At 53.7% G+C, this 15,054-nt stretch carries 27 protein-coding genes and 1 pseudogene; 5 read left to right on the top strand and 23 right to left on the bottom strand.

The window, feature by feature from the left end; translation table 11 throughout:
- Positions 1-63: 63 nt before the first annotated feature.
- A complete protein-coding gene (locus H7848_RS17225) occupies positions 64-1,053 on the top strand; it encodes a glutathione S-transferase family protein (RefSeq protein WP_208353988.1) in 990 nt (329 codons plus the stop codon).
- 80 nt (positions 1,054-1,133) lie between these two features.
- Here H7848_RS17225 and rplQ read toward each other — a convergent pair whose 3' ends face one another.
- The 19 genes from rplQ to rpmC form a co-directional block, all read right to left on the bottom strand.
- Positions 1,134-1,553 (bottom strand): 50S ribosomal protein L17, encoded by a 420-nt coding sequence (rplQ, locus tag H7848_RS17220; protein ID WP_208353987.1) that lies wholly within the window; start codon positions 1,551-1,553, stop codon positions 1,134-1,136.
- Between the two features lie 113 nt (positions 1,554-1,666).
- Positions 1,667-2,683: a DNA-directed RNA polymerase subunit alpha gene (locus tag H7848_RS17215; protein WP_208353986.1), complete on the bottom strand. Its 1,017-nt coding sequence runs from the start codon at positions 2,681-2,683 to the stop codon at positions 1,667-1,669.
- A 106-nt stretch (positions 2,684-2,789) separates the two neighbouring features.
- Positions 2,790-3,179: a 30S ribosomal protein S11 gene (rpsK, locus tag H7848_RS17210; RefSeq protein WP_208353985.1), complete on the bottom strand. Its 390-nt coding sequence runs from the start codon at positions 3,177-3,179 to the stop codon at positions 2,790-2,792.
- Positions 3,180-3,191: 12 nt separating this feature from the next.
- Positions 3,192-3,560: a 30S ribosomal protein S13 gene (gene rpsM, locus H7848_RS17205; protein ID WP_208353984.1), complete on the bottom strand. Its 369-nt coding sequence runs from the start codon at positions 3,558-3,560 to the stop codon at positions 3,192-3,194.
- A 190-nt stretch (positions 3,561-3,750) separates the two neighbouring features.
- On the bottom strand, positions 3,751-4,401 hold the full coding sequence (locus tag H7848_RS17200; RefSeq protein ID WP_208353983.1) for an adenylate kinase: 651 nt from the start codon (positions 4,399-4,401) through the stop codon (positions 3,751-3,753).
- Complete coding sequence (secY, locus tag H7848_RS17195; RefSeq protein ID WP_208353982.1) at positions 4,398-5,753, bottom strand: preprotein translocase subunit SecY; 1,356 nt, start codon at positions 5,751-5,753, stop codon at positions 4,398-4,400. Before secY ends, H7848_RS17200 begins: the two co-directional genes overlap by 4 nt.
- Positions 5,754-5,858: 105 nt before the next feature.
- Positions 5,859-6,332 (bottom strand): 50S ribosomal protein L15, encoded by a 474-nt coding sequence (gene rplO, locus H7848_RS17190; RefSeq protein ID WP_208353981.1) that lies wholly within the window; start codon positions 6,330-6,332, stop codon positions 5,859-5,861.
- 143 nt (positions 6,333-6,475) lie between these two features.
- On the bottom strand, positions 6,476-6,877 hold the full coding sequence (locus H7848_RS17185) for an Imm7 family immunity protein (RefSeq protein WP_208353979.1): 402 nt from the start codon (positions 6,875-6,877) through the stop codon (positions 6,476-6,478).
- A 130-nt stretch (positions 6,878-7,007) separates the two neighbouring features.
- Positions 7,008-7,196, bottom strand: coding sequence for a 50S ribosomal protein L30 (gene rpmD / locus H7848_RS17180; protein ID WP_208353977.1), 189 nt, complete (start codon positions 7,194-7,196; stop codon positions 7,008-7,010).
- 12 nt (positions 7,197-7,208) lie between these two features.
- Positions 7,209-7,793 carry a 30S ribosomal protein S5 gene (gene rpsE, locus H7848_RS17175; protein ID WP_208353976.1) on the bottom strand — a complete coding sequence of 195 codons (585 nt, stop codon included), beginning with the start codon at positions 7,791-7,793 and terminating at the stop codon, positions 7,209-7,211.
- Between the two features lie 10 nt (positions 7,794-7,803).
- Entirely contained in the window at positions 7,804-8,163 is a 360-nt protein-coding gene (rplR, locus tag H7848_RS17170; protein ID WP_208353974.1) for a 50S ribosomal protein L18, read from the bottom strand.
- An 11-nt stretch (positions 8,164-8,174) separates the two neighbouring features.
- On the bottom strand, positions 8,175-8,708 hold the full coding sequence (gene rplF, locus H7848_RS17165) for a 50S ribosomal protein L6 (protein ID WP_208353973.1): 534 nt from the start codon (positions 8,706-8,708) through the stop codon (positions 8,175-8,177).
- Between the two features lie 11 nt (positions 8,709-8,719).
- A complete protein-coding gene (gene rpsH, locus H7848_RS17160) occupies positions 8,720-9,112 on the bottom strand; it encodes a 30S ribosomal protein S8 (protein ID WP_208353972.1) in 393 nt (130 codons plus the stop codon).
- A 14-nt stretch (positions 9,113-9,126) separates the two neighbouring features.
- On the bottom strand, positions 9,127-9,432 hold the full coding sequence (rpsN, locus tag H7848_RS17155; RefSeq protein WP_208353970.1) for a 30S ribosomal protein S14: 306 nt from the start codon (positions 9,430-9,432) through the stop codon (positions 9,127-9,129).
- Positions 9,433-9,451: 19 nt separating this feature from the next.
- The gene (gene rplE / locus H7848_RS17150) at positions 9,452-10,015 is read right to left on the bottom strand and encodes a 50S ribosomal protein L5 (RefSeq protein ID WP_208353968.1); all 564 of its coding nucleotides are present in this window, start codon (positions 10,013-10,015) and stop codon (positions 9,452-9,454) included.
- Entirely contained in the window at positions 10,008-10,319 is a 312-nt protein-coding gene (rplX, locus tag H7848_RS17145) for a 50S ribosomal protein L24 (protein WP_208353966.1), read from the bottom strand. The genes rplE and rplX overlap by 8 nt, the downstream gene beginning before the upstream one ends.
- Before the next feature lies 1 nt (position 10,320).
- Complete coding sequence (gene rplN / locus H7848_RS17140) at positions 10,321-10,689, bottom strand: 50S ribosomal protein L14 (RefSeq protein ID WP_011567679.1); 369 nt, start codon at positions 10,687-10,689, stop codon at positions 10,321-10,323.
- A gap of 74 nt (positions 10,690-10,763) precedes the next feature.
- Positions 10,764-10,994 (bottom strand): 30S ribosomal protein S17, encoded by a 231-nt coding sequence (gene rpsQ, locus H7848_RS17135; protein WP_208353964.1) that lies wholly within the window; start codon positions 10,992-10,994, stop codon positions 10,764-10,766.
- A gap of 4 nt (positions 10,995-10,998) precedes the next feature.
- A complete protein-coding gene (gene rpmC / locus H7848_RS17130) occupies positions 10,999-11,205 on the bottom strand; it encodes a 50S ribosomal protein L29 (protein ID WP_208353962.1) in 207 nt (68 codons plus the stop codon).
- Between the two features lie 268 nt (positions 11,206-11,473).
- Here rpmC and H7848_RS17125 point away from each other — a divergent pair, with 268 nt between their 5' ends.
- The 3 genes from H7848_RS17125 to H7848_RS17115 all read left to right on the top strand — a co-directional run bounded on the left by H7848_RS17125 (position 11,474) and on the right by H7848_RS17115 (position 13,025).
- Positions 11,474-11,692 carry a hypothetical protein gene (locus tag H7848_RS17125; protein ID WP_208353960.1) on the top strand — a complete coding sequence of 73 codons (219 nt, stop codon included), beginning with the start codon at positions 11,474-11,476 and terminating at the stop codon, positions 11,690-11,692.
- 140 nt (positions 11,693-11,832) lie between these two features.
- The gene (locus tag H7848_RS17120; protein ID WP_208353958.1) at positions 11,833-12,441 is read left to right on the top strand and encodes a TIGR02466 family protein; all 609 of its coding nucleotides are present in this window, start codon (positions 11,833-11,835) and stop codon (positions 12,439-12,441) included.
- 38 nt (positions 12,442-12,479) lie between these two features.
- Complete coding sequence (locus H7848_RS17115; RefSeq protein WP_208353957.1) at positions 12,480-13,025, top strand: thermonuclease family protein; 546 nt, start codon at positions 12,480-12,482, stop codon at positions 13,023-13,025.
- 116 nt (positions 13,026-13,141) lie between these two features.
- On the opposite strand, the gene rplP is transcribed toward H7848_RS17115, so the two are convergent.
- Entirely contained in the window at positions 13,142-13,429 is a 288-nt protein-coding gene (gene rplP / locus H7848_RS17110) for a 50S ribosomal protein L16 (RefSeq protein WP_208354015.1), read from the bottom strand.
- 211 nt (positions 13,430-13,640) lie between these two features.
- A pseudogene (locus tag H7848_RS17105) lies at positions 13,641-13,772 on the bottom strand (IS3-like element IS1133 family transposase); the annotation flags it as partial.
- On the opposite strand from H7848_RS17105, the gene H7848_RS17100 reads away from it, so the two are divergent.
- Entirely contained in the window at positions 13,757-13,960 is a 204-nt protein-coding gene (locus H7848_RS17100) for a hypothetical protein (protein WP_208354016.1), read from the top strand. The pseudogene H7848_RS17105 and the gene H7848_RS17100 overlap by 16 nt on opposite strands.
- Before the next feature lie 20 nt (positions 13,961-13,980).
- Here H7848_RS17100 and H7848_RS20275 read toward each other — a convergent pair whose 3' ends face one another.
- On the bottom strand, positions 13,981-14,283 hold the full coding sequence (locus H7848_RS20275) for a recombinase family protein (protein ID WP_208354013.1): 303 nt from the start codon (positions 14,281-14,283) through the stop codon (positions 13,981-13,983).
- 253 nt (positions 14,284-14,536) lie between these two features.
- Positions 14,537-14,743, bottom strand: a complete 207-nt coding sequence (locus H7848_RS17090; protein ID WP_208353956.1) for a cold-shock protein — start codon at positions 14,741-14,743, stop codon at positions 14,537-14,539.
- Positions 14,744-15,054: the final 311 nt, after the last annotated feature.

The following is a 15,054-nucleotide window of genomic DNA, read 5'->3' as shown; positions in this document are numbered from 1 at the left end:
CCCTGCCTGATGCGCGACCATGGCCTTTGCGCTATTTGAAAGCCAAGCGTAAAGGAGATGGCAATGGGCCAACTGGTAGACGGCGTCTGGCATGACGAATGGTACGACACGAAATCGACGGGCGGTAAATTTGTTCGCTCGACCGCGAAGTTCCGCAACTGGATCACGGCAGACGGCAGCGCAGGACCGTTCGGCGAAGGGGGCTTTCCAGCGGAAAGCGGTCGCTATCATCTATATGTCAGCTACGCCTGCCCTTGGGCGCACCGCACGCTGATATTTCGCAAGCTGAAGGGGCTTGAGGATCACATCACCGTCTCGGCCGTGCACCCTGATATGCTGTCCGACGGCTGGACGTTTGAAACAGACGACCACGGCGCGACCGGCGACACGCTTTATGGCCTGCCCTTCGCCCGCGACATCTATCTGAAAGCCGACCCTGGCATCTCGGGCCGCGTCACCGTACCGATCCTGTGGGATAAAAAACGCGAAACCATTGTGTCGAATGAAAGCTCGGAAATCATCCGCATGTTCAATTCGGCCTTCGACGGGCTGACCGGCAACACCCTCGATTTCTGGCCCGCTAATATGCGCGATGATATCGAAGAGGTGAACAGCCGCATCTATGACACCGTCAACAACGGCGTTTACAAAGCAGGCTTCGCAACAAGCCAAAGCGCATATGACGCAGCGGTTGCGCCGCTGTTTAATAGCCTCGACTGGCTGGAAAAACGCTTGTCTGAAAACCGTTATCTGATGGGTGATCGCCTGACCGAGGCTGATTGGCGCCTGTTCACAACGCTGATCCGCTTTGACCACGTCTATCACCTGCATTTCAAATGCAATCGGGCGCGGATAATCGATTATCCGAACCTGTCAGGCTATGTGCGTGAGCTTTACCAATGGCCCGGCGTCGCCGAGACCGTGAATATGGAACATATCGTGCGCCACTATCATTATAGCCACGAGACCATCAATCCGCATCGGGTTATTCCGATCAACCCGAACATCGATTTCATGGCCCCACATCACCGCGAACAACTCAAAGCGGCCTGACCATCATTGTTCCATAAATACTCAAAACAAAACCCTGCGGGACACCGCAGGGTTTTTCAAATCCAACGACCAGCCAAAGCTTACTCTTCAGCGGCTTCTTGTTCAGCCACACGTGCTTTATCAGCAGCGCCTTTGGCAGCCACATCGCGATCCACAAATTCAATAATCGCCATCGGAGCCATGTCGCCATAACGGAAACCCGCTTTCAGGACACGCACATATCCGCCCTGACGGTCCTTGTAACGCGGGGCCAGCACGTCAAACAGCTTTTCGACGTATTGGTATTGTTTCAACTGGCTAGCGGCCTGACGACGTGCGTGTTCATCACCACGTTTACCCAAAGTGATCAGCTTTTCAATCACCGGGCGCAATTCCTTGGCCTTGGGCAAGGTTGTTTTGATCTGTTCGTGTTCGATCAGCGAACCCGCCATATTCGCAAACAACGCCTTGCGGTGTTCATGGGTTCGGTTCAGGCGACGATAGCCTTTTGCGTGACGCATTTTCTTAGTCCTTATTCAGCTTTTGCTTTGTCTGGCGGCTGATGCGTGTCAGCCACTCTCCTTGGGGCGGGATTGCCCGGTGTGCAAATGGGGCCGAAGCCCCACCCTGCAGATTAAAACGAATCCTCGAATTTCTTGGCGAGGTCTTCGATGTTGTCTGGCGGCCAGTCTTCAACATCCATGCCAAGATGCAGCCCCATGCCAGACAGCACTTCCTTGATTTCATTCAATGACTTGCGGCCAAAGTTCGGCGTACGGAGCATCTCGGCTTCCGTCTTCTGGATCAGATCGCCAATGTAGACAATATTGTCGTTCTTCAGACAGTTTGCCGAACGTACCGACAGTTCAAGTTCATCGACTTTCTTCAGCAACAGCGGGTTGAATTCCAGCCCGTCGTCTTCCTGTTGGGCCGTGGCGCTTTCAGGTTCGTCGAAGTTCACAAAGATCGAAAGTTGATCCTGCAGGATACGTGCTGCATAGGCAACGGCATCATCCGGCGTGACCGACCCATCGGTTTCCAGCTTCAGCGTTAGTTTGTCATAGTCCAGAACCTGACCTTCTCGGGTCGGCTGCACGTCGTAGCTGACCTTTTTGACCGGTGAATAGATCGCATCGATCGGCATCAGACCAATCGGGGCGTCCTCTGGCCGGTTTTTGTCAGCCGCAACATAGCCTTTGCCCGTGTTGACGGTCAATTCCATGTAAAGATCAGCCCCATCATCCAGATGGCAGATTACATGTTCGCGGTTCAGAATTTCGATACCGGCGGTCTCGGCGATATCGCCAGCCTTTACAACGCCAGGGCCCTTGGCCGAAATCGACAGACGCTTTGGCCCTTCGACTTCCATACGGATCGCGACACCCTTGAGGTTCAAAATGATATCAGTGACATCTTCACGCACGCCAGCGACGCTGGAAAACTCGTGCAATACATTATCAATCTGAACGCTGGTGATTGCAGCGCCCTGAAGCGAGCTCATCAAAACGCGGCGCAGGGCGTTGCCCAACGTCAACCCGAAACCGCGCTCAAGCGGTTCGGCCACAACTGTCGCCTGCCGCATGGGATCGTTTCCCGGCTTGACCTCAAGTTGTGTTGGTTTGATCAGTTCTGCCCAGTTTTTGTGGATCATGCGTCCCTCCATTCCTGCCTGCCTTCCATGTCCTAAAAGGCACGCGCCCGAGGATAAAAATGACGAACCGGGGCAAGCCTGCCATGCCCCGGAATTGAAAACCTGATTAAACGCGGCGACGTTTTGGCGGACGACAGCCGTTGTGTGCAATCGGTGTCACGTCGCGAATTGACGTGATGTTGAACCCGATGGCGGCCAGCGCACGCAGCGCACTTTCGCGGCCCGAGCCGGGGCCCTGCACTTCGACTTCCAATGTCTTTACACCGTGTTCCTGTGCCTTTTTGCCTGCGTCTTCTGCAGCCATCTGTGCGGCATAGGGTGTCGACTTCCGTGAGCCTTTGAAGCCCATTGTCCCGGCAGACGACCAAGCAATCGCGTTGCCCTGAACGTCTGAGATCAGAATTTTCGTGTTGTTAAAGGTGCTGTTCACATGCGCCACACCTGCGGCGATGTTCTTGGAGACCTTCTTTTTCGTGCGACGTGCTTCGCGTGCCATGTCGTGCCCCCCTTACTTCTTCTTGCCGGCGATCGGTTTCGCCGGACCTTTGCGCGTGCGCGCATTGGTATGTGTCCGCTGACCGCGAACAGGAAGGTTACGACGGTGACGCAAACCGCGATAGCAGCCCAGATCCATCAAACGTTTGATGTTCATCTGCACTTCGCGGCGCAGATCACCTTCGACGTTGTAGTTAGCGTCGATATGTTCGCGGATGGCCAGAACCTCGGCGTCGCTCAGTTCGTTCACGCGACGGGATTCTTCAATTTTAACGGCTTCGCAGATTTGCTGTGCAGACGCACGGCCAATTCCGGTGATATAAGTCAGGGCGATTGGGACCCGTTTGTTGGTCGGGATGTTTACGCCGGCGATACGTGCCACGTTTTATATTCCTTTCGTTGCGGTTCCGTAGCTCCAGAACCTTTTTTCACAACGTAGGCCCGAGGCATCCGCCGTCGGGCCGCAGCTGATTTTCAGGTGGTCTTGCGATACGAGCTAGCCCCATATGCAAATTCGATTCTCATCAGAGATAGCGCTAGCTATGGGCTTTTGGCCCAAGCGTCAAGGGTGTTTACCTCTTGTCAAGAACTTTCTTTATGTCACCGGCAACCGTTTCGATGTCAGCCAAACCATTGACACCGGTCAAATCCCCCTTGGCATAGTAATATCCGATCAGGGGCGATGTTTTCTTATAGTATTCCATCAGACGCTTGCGCAGCGATTCTTCGTTATCATCGGGACGGCGGCGGAAATCGCTGGCGCCACAGACGCTGCATTTCCCATCCGCAGGCTGGGGTTTGGTCACATCATGATAGACCTCACCACAATTGCCGCAGGTCGACCGACCTGTGACACGTTCGACCAGCACATCGTCGTCGACCTGCATCTCGATCACAGCATCCAGACGCTGCCCCATCTTGGCCAGCAGATCGGCCAAGGCGTCAGCCTGTGCAAGTGTCCGGGGAAAGCCGTCAAAAATCACGCCCCCCGGCAGATCACCATTCAGCTTTTCTTCGATCAGGCCAATAACGATTTCGTCTGTCACCAGCTCACCGCGTGCCATGATACCCTCGACCTGCTTACCCAGCTCGGTGCCTTGGGCAATCGCCTCTTTCAGCATGTCGCCGGTGGACAGTTGTACCATGTCCCACTCTTCTACCAGACGCCGCGCCTGAGTTCCCTTACCGGCGCCCGGTGGTCCGAGCAGTATGATATTCGTCATCGTCTGGCAGGTCCCTTCTTGGTGCGCTTTCTGCCGCGCAATTGAGACTTTTCAAGAAGTCCTTCGTATTGATGTGCCAGCAAATGCGACTGTATCTGCTGGATCGTATCCATCCCGACGGACACGATAATCAGGATCGACGTGCCGCCGAAATAAGCTGTGATCGCAAGTTCGTTGCGGATCATCTCGGGCAGCAGACAGACAAAAGCCAGATAGGCAGACCCAAGCACCAATATGCGATTGACCACATACTCCAGATACTCGGCAGTCTTTTTGCCGGGGCGAATGCCAGGCACGAAACCGTTCTGGTTCTTCAGGTTATCGGCCACATCATCGACTTTGAACGACACATTCAGCGTATAGAAATACGTGAAAAAGATGATCATGCCGCCAAAGAACGCAAAATAAAGCGGCTGTCCGGGCCCAAAGTACGCCAGCAGCGTCGACATCACCGGACCCGCATCCTGACCCGAAAACGTCGAAACAGTTGTTGGCAACAGCAGCAGCGAACTGGCGAAAATCGCGGGGATCACACCGGCCGGGTTCACCTTGATCGGCAGATGGCTGGAACCGCCATCATAGACCTTCATACCCACCTGACGGCGGGGATACTGAATATGGATCTTGCGCAAAGATCGTTCCATGAATACCACAAACAGCAGCGTGGCAAAGATCATGAAGATCACACCGACGATCACAGCAGGGCTGATCACGTTGTTCCGACCCTGCTCAAAGAACTGTGCCAAAGCGCCGGGGATTTCAGCGATAATGCCAACAAAAATGATCAATGAAATCCCGTTACCAATACCGCGTGCAGTGATCTGTTCACCCAGCCACATCAGGAACATTGTACCACCAACCAGGGTCACAACGCAGGAAATGCGGAAGAACCAGCCCGGGTCGGCCACCAGCCCGCCGGCCTCAAGACTGACGGCCAGACCGTAGGCCTGGAACGTCGCCAGAAACACCGTGCCGTAGCGGGTATATTGGTTGATCTTTTTGCGGCCCTGTTCGCCCTCTTTCTTCAACTGTTCCAGCGACGGCACCATGGCGGTCATCAGCTGAACGATGATCGAAGCCGAGATATATGGCATGATCCCAAGGGCAAAGATCCCCATCCGGCTGAGTGCGCCGCCCGTGAACATGCCCAACACACCGGCAATGCCTGATGCAGCTTCATTCATAAAATTCTGCAGGGCAGCCGCATCAATACCAGGGGCCGGAATATAGGTACCGATCCTGTAAACGATCAGAAGTCCGATAGTGAAAAATATACGTTGGCGAAGCTCAGTGGCTTTCCCGAGGGCGCCCCAGCTGATGTTCGCCGCCATTTGCTCTGCTGCAGAAGCCATACGCGATCTCTTTCAAATCAGCGCCGCCTGACCGGTTTCCCGGACGGCGGCGCTTTGGAAACTCGTTGGGTTTATGTAAGCGGCCCTCGCGCCGCCCACAACCTTTTATTCTGCGGCTGCCGCCGTTGTGACGTTAAGTGAACCGCCGGCCTTTTCGACAGCCTCAATAGCAGACTTCGACGCGCCGGTGACATTCAGCGTCACCTTGGCCGAAAAATCACCCTTTGCCAGAATGCGGACACCGTCCAGTTTACGGCGCACCAGACCACTGGCGACTAGGGTGTCTTCGGTGATCTCACCCTTGGCATCCAGTTTCTTGGCGTCGATGAATTTCTGGATCAGGCCCAGGTTGACGACAGCAAATTTCTTGCGGTTGGGCTTGTTAAATCCACGCTTTGGAAGGCGTTGATAAAGCGGCATCTGACCGCCTTCGAAACCCTTGATCGCGACGCCCGAGCGGGACTTCTGCCCCTTGATCCCGCGGCCACCGGTTTTACCCATGCCCGAACCAGGACCACGTCCAACGCGTTTACGTTTCTTGGTTGCACCGGGATTATCCCGGAGTTCATTCAATTTCATTTCGCTTCTCCTAAGCCGGATGTGACCCCCGAAGCGTTCTGGGCCAACCACGGCATTTCTTGGTTTTGTTGAGTCGGGCCTTTGAAGGACCACTGAGGGCGTATAAGCGCAGGTCGATAACATTGCAATACTGTTTCACCCGATTACTCTTCCAGCTTGGGGAAATAGGGCGATAGATGTATATCATCCGCCAACTTCAAATTACCCTTTCGAAGTACGTAGACTTGAAACATGTTATGCTTGCCGAAAGCATCTTCATCGTTGTGAAAGTGTAAAAGTCCGTATGACCCAACCGCGATATTCGCAATCATATGGAATAGCTCTACAATTTCCGACCAACGATTATCTGCATGGTTTAAATTACCATTCACTATCAGATTAGTAGCGCCGTTCTGCTCAACTATCATAGCTACGACATTGGACTTTTTTACAATGTCCTCGGTAGACGCAGCAATCTGTTTAAGTGAAGTTTTAAATAACTGATCATCTTCATCTACTTCACGATAGGCTTCGCGAAGAGTTACCCAACCATGGAATTCTATCATAATGTCGCCTGCCCGAAGTTTCTTGATCAAGCCATAAACAGATTTAAAAGTAATGCAAAACGCCCCAACGGTTTCCCGCGGGGCGTTTGTTCTATGAGGTCCCGGATCAAGTCCGGGACTGCGCAGGGGCTTAGCCGCGTTCTTCGATGATCTCGACCAGATGCGGGATGCTGTTGACCATGCCGCGGACCGAAGGGGTATCTTCCAGTTCGCGGGTCTTGTGCATCTTGTTCAGGCCCAGGCCGATCAGCGTCTGGCGCTGTTTGGCGGGGCGGCGGATCGGGCTGCCAATCTGCTTGACGACGATGGTTTTTGCCATTGCTCCGTCTCCCTACGCGTCTGTCGCGGCTGCGTCTTCAGCAGGCGCTTTCGAAGGTGCGTCTTCCTTGTGCAGGATATCAGCAACCTTTTTGCCACGACGTTGGGCGACCATGCGGGGGCTGCCCTCTTTCTGCAGACCGTCGATGGTGGCGCGGATCATGTTGTATGGGTTCTGCGAGCCGATCGACTTCGCAACAACGTCCTGAACGCCCAGCATCTCGAACACGGCCCGCATTGGACCACCAGCGATGATCCCGGTCCCGGTTGGGGCGGTGCGCATGACCACTTTACCGGCGCCATGGCGGCCCTCGATATCATGGTGCAGCGTCCGGCCCTCACGCAGGGGCACGCGGATCATCTGGCGCTTGGCTTGCTCGGTCGCCTTGCGGATCGCCTCGGGCACCTCTTTCGCTTTCCCCTTGCCAAAGCCCACGCGGCCCTTCTGATCGCCCACAACCACCAGGGCTGCGAAGCCAAAGCGCTTACCACCCTTCACGGTCTTGGACACACGGTTGATCGCCACGAGACGATCGGCGAATTCGGGGGCTTCCTCGCGGTCGCGACGTCCCCGCCCTCTGTTTTCACGTTCTGCCATTGTCGTCTCCTTAGAACTTCAGTCCGCCTTCACGGGCAGCGTCGGCCAGCGCCTTCACCTTCCCATGAAACAGAAACCCACCGCGATCGAAATAGCATTCGGTCACTTTGGCTTTCTTGGCACGCTCGGCGATGGCCGCGCCAACTTTGGCGGCGGCTTCGACGTTGTTCTTGCCAATCACGCCTAGGTCCTTTTCCAAAGAAGAGGCCGAGGCAACGGTCACGCCGTTCACATCGTCGATCAGCTGAGCACTGATGTTTTTGTTTGAACGGTGCACGGACAGGCGCATTCCGCCCACATTCCGCTTCCGCAGTTTGTTCCGAACGCGCAGGCGGCGCTTCAAGAACAGATCTCGTTTGCTGTTTGCCATTGTTGCGTTCCTTACTTCTTCTTACCTTCCTTGCGGAAGATATACTCATTTTTGTATTTGATGCCTTTGCCCTTATAGGGCTCAGGCTTACGCCATTCGCGGATGTTCGCCGCGACCTGACCAACAAGCTGTTCATCAGTGCCTTCGATGACGATTTCGGTCTGTTTAGGCGCGGTAACAGTCACACCCTGCGGGACTTCAAAATTCACCTCGTGCGACAAACCCAGCTGCAACTTCAAAGTGTTGCCCTGCATCTGTGCACGGTAGCCAACGCCATTGATCTCAAGTTCTTTCTTGAAACCATCGGTCACACCGGTCACCAGATTGGCGACCATCGTGCGGCTCATGCCCCACTGCTGGCGTGCGCGTTTCGACATGCCACGCGGGTCGATCTTGATCACATTGTCTTCAACGCTGATCGTGACATCATCGGTCGCAGTGAAGCTGCGGGTGCCTTTCGGACCCTTCACTTCAATCGTCTGGCCTGACACGGATGCAGTGACACCCGATGGCAGCTCGACCGGTTTTTTCCCAATACGAGACATCCCAGACCCCCCTAGAAGACCGTGCAGAGGACTTCGCCACCAACATTGTTGGAGCGCGCCGCTGCATCCGACATCACACCCTTGGGCGTGCTGACAATCGAAACACCCAGGCCCTGGCGGACCTGCGGAATTTCCTTAACGCCCATGTAAACGCGACGCCCGGGCTTTGAAACCCGCTTGAGTTCGCGAATGACAGGGGTGCCATCATAATATTTCAGACTAATTTCGATGGCCGGATGGCCGTCTTGACCAGTCGTTTTTTCATATCCGCGGATGTAGCCTTCGTCAGCCAGAACATCCAGAACCCAGGCACGCAGCTTGGATGCTGGTGTCACAACCGTAGATTTGCCCCGCATTTGCGCATTGCGGATCCGGGTAAGCATATCGCCAAGAGGATCGTTCATTTTCTAATCTCCCCTTACCAGCTCGATTTCACCATGCCGGGGATCTGGCCATTTGAGCCAAGTTCCCGCAGCGCGATCCGCGACACTTTCAACTTACGATAGTAAGCATGAGGGCGACCGGTCAGCTGGCACCGGTTGTGCAGCCGGGTGGCCGAGCTGTTGCGCGGCAGTTTGGCAAGCTTAAGGCGCGCTTTGAAACGCTCTTCCATGGGCTTGCTTTCGTCATTCGCGATCTCTTTCAGCTCAGCGCGCTTGGTGGCGTATTTTTCCACCAGACGCTGACGCTTCTTTTCGCGCTCGATCATTGCTTTTTTAGCCATAACTCTCTCTCCCGACCGCTTAGCTGTTGAACGGCATGTTGAAATGCTTCAACAGCGCCTTTGCTTCCGCATCAGTCTTTGCGGTGGTGCAGATAACGATATCCATACCCCAAGCCTCGTCGATCTTGTCAAAGTCGATCTCGGGGAAAACGATGTGTTCCTTCAGGCCCATGGCATAGTTGCCGCGGCCATCGAACGACTTGCCCGATACCCCGCGGAAGTCACGGATCCGTGGCATCGCGATGGTGATCAGACGATCGAGGAATTCATACATACGCTCGCCACGCAGGGTCACTTTTACGCCCAACGGCATTTCTTCACGTACGCGGAAGCCCGCGATGGATTTCTTGGCCTTGGTGACAACGGCCTTCTGTCCGGCAATCGCTGTCAGATCCTCTTGTGCGGATTTGACCTTTTTGCTGTCTTTGACGGCCTCGGACCCTGCGCCAATGTTCAGGACGATCTTGTCCAGACGCGGGATCTGCATATCATTTTTATAACCAAACTCTTCCTTCAGAGCGGCACGGATGTTTTCCACATAGGCCGTCTTCAGGCGTGGGGTGTAGTTTGCTGTATCAAGCATCAATCACGTCCCCCGTGGTCTTGGCAAAACGCACTTTCTTGTCGCCTTCCATACGGAAACCAACGCGCGTGGGTTTGCCATTTTTGTCCAACATGGCCAGGTTGCTCAGGTCAATTGGCATCGCTTTAGGGATGCGCCCGCCCTGGCTGTTCTGGCTTTGCTTTGTGTGACGGATCGAGATATTCACGCCATCCACAACAGCTTTACCGGCCTTGGGATCAACAGAAGAAATCGTGCCTTCCTTGCCCTTGTCCTTGCCGGCCAATACGACGACCTTGTCGCCTTTTTTCAGTTTTGCGGCCATCTTACAGCACCTCCGGGGCGAGCGAGATGATTTTCATGAAATTCTTTGCGCGCAGTTCACGAACAACTGGTCCAAAGATACGTGTACCGATGGGTTCGTTGTTGTTGTTCAGAATGACCGCTGCATTGCGATCAAAGCGGATCGCGGTGCCGTCTTCGCGGCGAACTTCCTTGGCGGTGCGAACAACGACGGCCTTCCGAACGTCGCCCTTTTTCACACGGCCGCGTGGGATGGCTTCCTTAACCGAGACGACGATGATGTCGCCCACGGACGCATATTTGCGCTTGGAACCACCCAGGACCTTGATGCACTGAACCCGGCGTGCGCCAGAGTTGTCAGCAACATCCAGATTGGTCTGCATCTGGATCATTTAGGTTTCTCCCGACCTATGGGGGGCGTGCCTGCCTGTTCCCCAGGGTTTCGATTAAACCGAAAGGCTATCGCTTAGTCAGCAATAACCTCCCAGCGTTTTGTCTTCGACTTTGGCGGACATTCCTGGATACGGACTGTATCACCAACGTTAAAGGCATTCTTTTCATCGTGCGCCCGGTATTTCTTGGACTTACGAATGGTCTTTTTCAGAACGGGGTGTGTAAAACGACGCTCAACCGAAACTGTGACGGTCTGTTCGTTCTGGTTGCTTGTCACAACACCTTGAAGGATACGCTTTGGCATAGGATCAAGCCTCCGATGCCGCAGCAGCGGCCTTTTCGTTCAGAATTGTTTTGACGCGCGCAGCATCGCGGCGAACCGTTTTCATGCGGGCTGTGTTTTCCAGCTGACCTGTCGCTTGCTGAAAGCGCAGGTTGAAGCTTTCTTTCTTCAGATTGGCCAGCTCCTCACGCAGCTGATCAGGTGTCTTATCACGCAGTTCCTGGGCGTTCATCGCCTTTTTCCTTTCAACATCACCGGTAGGCCCCGAAAAGGGTCACCCTGATTCCAGTGGAGTTCATGATGAGGCGTCCGTATAGGACCGCAAAACCAGTATGGCAAGCACAAACTTACGTTTTTTGCTTTGACTGACCTTATTTCTTTCGGCCCAAACACAGACATCTATTATCGATGACGTGAGGTCATTAACCCGCCTTTAAGTGGAATACGACCTGCATTGCTTTTATGAGGTTGATGGTAAACTTATCCTAAGTGAGATCATAATGAAAAACGGACTTCTGCTTGCAACCCTGCTTCTTGTTACGGCATGCGGATCACCCAAGCCTGACTTGGTGACAAAATGCATGTTTGAGGTGCAACCCACTGGCCAATACATCTCAACCGATCTTGATAGCCCGACGGTCGTTCCGGGTGAAAATGGGACGCAGGCCGGTGCGGACGCATTGAATGAATGCATTCGCCAAAAAGCATCTCAAGCCTAAATCAGAAAGTAAATGACCAAGCAGGGGAAACGTTTGGTCGCGAAGTCCTGGACCTGGTCTGGGACTTTTTTGATTGAGTACGTCGTTAAATTCCCGGAAATAGCTTTTCCAAGTATGGGCGGGACGTTATTCAGTCTGGTATGACCACGATCAAATCTCTTTTCGCCACCCGCCTTTATCACGCGCAACTAGGCAAAATTGATACTGCCGAGCTTGAGGCAAGCTGCATCGCCATTGCCGAGGATGATGAGGCAGGCCAGAACTGGTGCGAGGAACACGGCTATCCCGGCTATACATCCTATGCGTCGCTGACCGACCTACCCTGGCGGTTTCCGATCTTCAAGGATTTGGTCGGTGTGATTGACCAACACGTCGCGGCTTTTGCCAAGGATGTGCAGTTCGATCTGGGTGATAAGCAGTTGGTTTTAGAAGATATCTGGATCAATATCCTGCCCGAGGGCGGCATTCATACCGGTCACATCCACCCGCATTCCGTGATCTCGGGCACGACCTATGTGGCGATGCCGCAGGAGACCAGCGCGATCAAATTCGAAGACCCCCGCCTGCCCTTCATGATGGCCGCCCCCGCCCGCGTGAAAGACGTGCGTGAAGAGTTACGGCAGTTCGTCTATGTGGTACCTGAGGTGGGGGACATCCTGCTTTGGGAAAGCTGGCTGCGCCACGAGGTGCCGATGAACATGGCGGAAGACGAGCGGATTTCAGTGAGTTTTAATTATGCTTGGAGTTAGATAATGTGGCCTGACGCAACGGGTAGGGTCTATACTTCATGGAAGCGTTGATAGGAATTTTTGCAATATTTTTAATAATTTGGTTAATTTACAGCATTAGCGATAAAAAGCCTTCACAAAAAATTTCCGAACACTTCGATAAAAACACCGAACGTCAAGGGTTAGAAAGGCAACGTCCGACAACATCTGGCGTAGAACATGATCCTCCGCCCCCAATTCCAACCTCACATCGCCTAAAAGGCCGCGCTTGGGTTATTGACGGTGACACTATTGTAATTGGAAATATCAAAGTTCGACTTGCAGGCCTTGACGCTCCAGAACTTGACCAGCCTTGGGGCCAAAAATCGAAGTGGGCTATGGTTAATCTATGCAAAGGGCAAATAATTCGATGCGAGTTAACAGGCGAAACATCTTATGACCGACTTGTTGGTACGTGTTATTTAGCTGACGGCACGGATATTGGAGCGGAGTTGATAAAACAGGGTTTAGCTTTGGATGGTGGGCATTTTTCTAAGGGTAAATATCGCCATCTGGAGCCGCAAGGCATTCGGAAACGGCTTAAATACTATGGCCGTTGGCGATAACTACCCGCCCAGTCTTAATCTAGGATTGCGATAGGCTAGATATCTACCAGACAAACAAAAACCCCGCCGTTTTCACAGCGGGGTTCTATATTGCTATAAGGGCCCAAGCCCGAAGTTTACCAGTCTTCGCGAACCACGACCCGGGTTTTCACGGGCAGTTTCATCGCGGCCAAGCGTAGGGCTTCGCGGGCGACGGTGTCGTTCGCGCCGTCGATTTCGAACATCACACGACCTGGTTTCACCTTGGCCGTCCAACGGTCGACAGACCCCTTCCCTTTACCCATCCGAACCTCGATCGGTTTTGCCGTGACCGGCAGATCGGGGAAGATGCGGATCCACACGCGGCCCTGTTGATCTTCACTCAGTTTGGGCGTGGCTTTGGTGCTGTTGAACAGAACGTGCAGATATCTATTGAATGCCTATATTCGTCTGAGCTGCTTGTCGCACACAACACTTGCAAAACGTCATTCCCCAGAGGTTATTGAGAAGTTAGACAAGAGTTTAGAGGCCGCGTCAAGACTGATAAGTATTACGCAAAACATGTTGATCAGACATCAAGGCGTCAGTGCCATTGGCATGGACCTGTCCCGGTTTGATGCCGCTCCGATTGCTCACTTAAGTTGCCTTTCGTTCGAAAGCTAAGCGACTCTTCCACCCGAGGGCTGAATGCCTGCGTCGTGGATTGTAGAAACCATTGATGTATTCGAAGATGGCTATCTCGGCATCGCGACGTGTCCACCGCCGCCAGTCCCTACGAGCGACTGAATGCGGTGCTGCTTGGCTGGTGTGACATTCTGACAGCATGCGCCGAAGGACGCTACATCATTCTGCCGCGCGAGCATTCGACCGGCACGAATTTCGGATCGCTTGAACGGCAGATCTACTATGTCGTGACCCATGTCGGCGGCAGGCCAAGCATTGCTGCAGTGAATTGACTTTTAGGAGAAGCGGTCGTTCAATTTCCTAGCGTGAATGTCCTCTTTCCACCAGAAATTGCAATTTTTCTCTTCCAATCAACACTGCCTTGCCGACGTTTGACCGCTTCCCAAAGGTCCTGATCCACGATGCACAGTTCCGGGACATCATCAGTTATCCACTCACTATCAGGTTTCACTTTAGAGACCCGTTTGCCGGTCTCAGGATGTTTTGAATAACGCAGCCGGTTCCAGATACGGCGTCCTATATGGACCACTGGCACTAATGGGTTCCGCAAACCGGGTACCTTACGGCTTAGCAGGCCGAGTGGCGCCCGGAACATTGCAAAGGGCAACACCGCGGAACAACGCAAATTCGCAAATGGTGAGTAACTGCGCTTTGAACTCGGCAGCCTTCTAGGCCCATTTGTCCGGTTAAAGCTGCCATGATTGAAAACAAGCAGTTTTCTTGCCAAGGTCCTCTTGGCGCGACGCTTGTGATTTAGTGTTTCGGCTCCCAAGCGAAAAGCTTTTATCCCGTTAGGCTAAGCTGTCCTGCGCCAGAACGGGCGCCTTAAAAGCGCCCGTTGCGTATGCTTAGGCAAGCGCGATGTTTGTAGCGCTTTCGCGGCCGTCGCGACCAGCTTCGATATCAAAAGTCACCTTTTGATCGTCATTCAAAGTCGTCATGCCCGAGCGTTCAAGTGCGGAAATGTGCAGGAAAACATCCTTTCCACCCGTTTCCGGTGCAATAAAGCCGAAGCCTTTGGTTGCGTTGAACCATTTCACTGTGCCATTGGCCATGTGAATTTTCCTTTATAATCGCTGCCCACGACATGCGGCAGCCCGGCTTCTCACAACGATGTCGAGCGCTGTGAGCCGGTAAAGGAAAACAGAGAGTCGAATAGAGGTCAGTAGCATGGATCATATGGCACGCATAGGGAAGAATTGCAAGGTGTACGTCCCATCCTCAAACTGGACCTGTCCCGGTTTCGTGCCGCCCCAAGTGCTCGTTTAAGCCCCTTCCGTTCGAATGCGACAGCCCAGTGCTGAGTGCCGTCGGCGCGGATTGTAGAAGCCGTTGATGTACTGGAAGATGGCCGCTTCAGCCTGCT

This window comes from Pseudaestuariivita rosea (assembly GCF_017592335.1).
GTDB classification, from domain to species: Bacteria; Pseudomonadota; Alphaproteobacteria; order Rhodobacterales; family Rhodobacteraceae; genus Parasulfitobacter; species Parasulfitobacter rosea.
This window is presented reverse-complemented; position numbering and strand designations above follow the sequence as displayed.

Coding starts and splice junctions, on each gene's coding strand:
- rpmD (WP_208353977.1), bottom strand. CDS start 7,196: ATGGCAAAAACCATCGTCGTCAAGCAGATTGGCAGCCCGATCCGCCGC.
- rpsH (WP_208353972.1), bottom strand. CDS start 9,112: ATGAACGATCCTCTTGGCGATATGCTTACCCGGATCCGCAATGCGCAA.
- H7848_RS17120 (WP_208353958.1), top strand. CDS start 11,833: ATGACCACGATCAAATCTCTTTTCGCCACCCGCCTTTATCACGCGCAA.
- H7848_RS17185 (WP_208353979.1), bottom strand. CDS start 6,877: ATGATAGAATTCCATGGTTGGGTAACTCTTCGCGAAGCCTATCGTGAA.
- H7848_RS17090 (WP_208353956.1), bottom strand. CDS start 14,743: ATGGCCAATGGCACAGTGAAATGGTTCAACGCAACCAAAGGCTTCGGC.
- H7848_RS17225 (WP_208353988.1), top strand. CDS start 64: ATGGGCCAACTGGTAGACGGCGTCTGGCATGACGAATGGTACGACACG.
- rpsK (WP_208353985.1), bottom strand. CDS start 3,179: ATGGCACGCGAAGCACGTCGCACGAAAAAGAAGGTCTCCAAGAACATC.
- H7848_RS20275 (WP_208354013.1), bottom strand. CDS start 14,283: ATGTTCCGGGCGCCACTCGGCCTGCTAAGCCGTAAGGTACCCGGTTTG.
- rplR (WP_208353974.1), bottom strand. CDS start 8,163: ATGGCAAACAGCAAACGAGATCTGTTCTTGAAGCGCCGCCTGCGCGTT.
- H7848_RS17200 (WP_208353983.1), bottom strand. CDS start 4,401: ATGACGAATATCATACTGCTCGGACCACCGGGCGCCGGTAAGGGAACT.
- rpmC (WP_208353962.1), bottom strand. CDS start 11,205: ATGAACGCCCAGGAACTGCGTGATAAGACACCTGATCAGCTGCGTGAG.
- rplX (WP_208353966.1), bottom strand. CDS start 10,319: ATGGCCGCAAAACTGAAAAAAGGCGACAAGGTCGTCGTATTGGCCGGC.
- rplQ (WP_208353987.1), bottom strand. CDS start 1,553: ATGCGTCACGCAAAAGGCTATCGTCGCCTGAACCGAACCCATGAACAC.
- rpsQ (WP_208353964.1), bottom strand. CDS start 10,994: ATGCCAAAGCGTATCCTTCAAGGTGTTGTGACAAGCAACCAGAACGAA.
- rplE (WP_208353968.1), bottom strand. CDS start 10,015: ATGCTTGATACAGCAAACTACACCCCACGCCTGAAGACGGCCTATGTG.
- rpsN (WP_208353970.1), bottom strand. CDS start 9,432: ATGGCTAAAAAAGCAATGATCGAGCGCGAAAAGAAGCGTCAGCGTCTG.
- H7848_RS17215 (WP_208353986.1), bottom strand. CDS start 2,683: ATGATCCACAAAAACTGGGCAGAACTGATCAAACCAACACAACTTGAG.
- H7848_RS17125 (WP_208353960.1), top strand. CDS start 11,474: ATGAAAAACGGACTTCTGCTTGCAACCCTGCTTCTTGTTACGGCATGC.
- rpsE (WP_208353976.1), bottom strand. CDS start 7,793: ATGGCAGAACGTGAAAACAGAGGGCGGGGACGTCGCGACCGCGAGGAA.
- rplO (WP_208353981.1), bottom strand. CDS start 6,332: ATGAAATTGAATGAACTCCGGGATAATCCCGGTGCAACCAAGAAACGT.
- rplN (WP_011567679.1), bottom strand. CDS start 10,689: ATGATCCAGATGCAGACCAATCTGGATGTTGCTGACAACTCTGGCGCA.
- rplF (WP_208353973.1), bottom strand. CDS start 8,708: ATGTCTCGTATTGGGAAAAAACCGGTCGAGCTGCCATCGGGTGTCACT.
- secY (WP_208353982.1), bottom strand. CDS start 5,753: ATGGCTTCTGCAGCAGAGCAAATGGCGGCGAACATCAGCTGGGGCGCC.
- H7848_RS17115 (WP_208353957.1), top strand. CDS start 12,480: ATGGAAGCGTTGATAGGAATTTTTGCAATATTTTTAATAATTTGGTTA.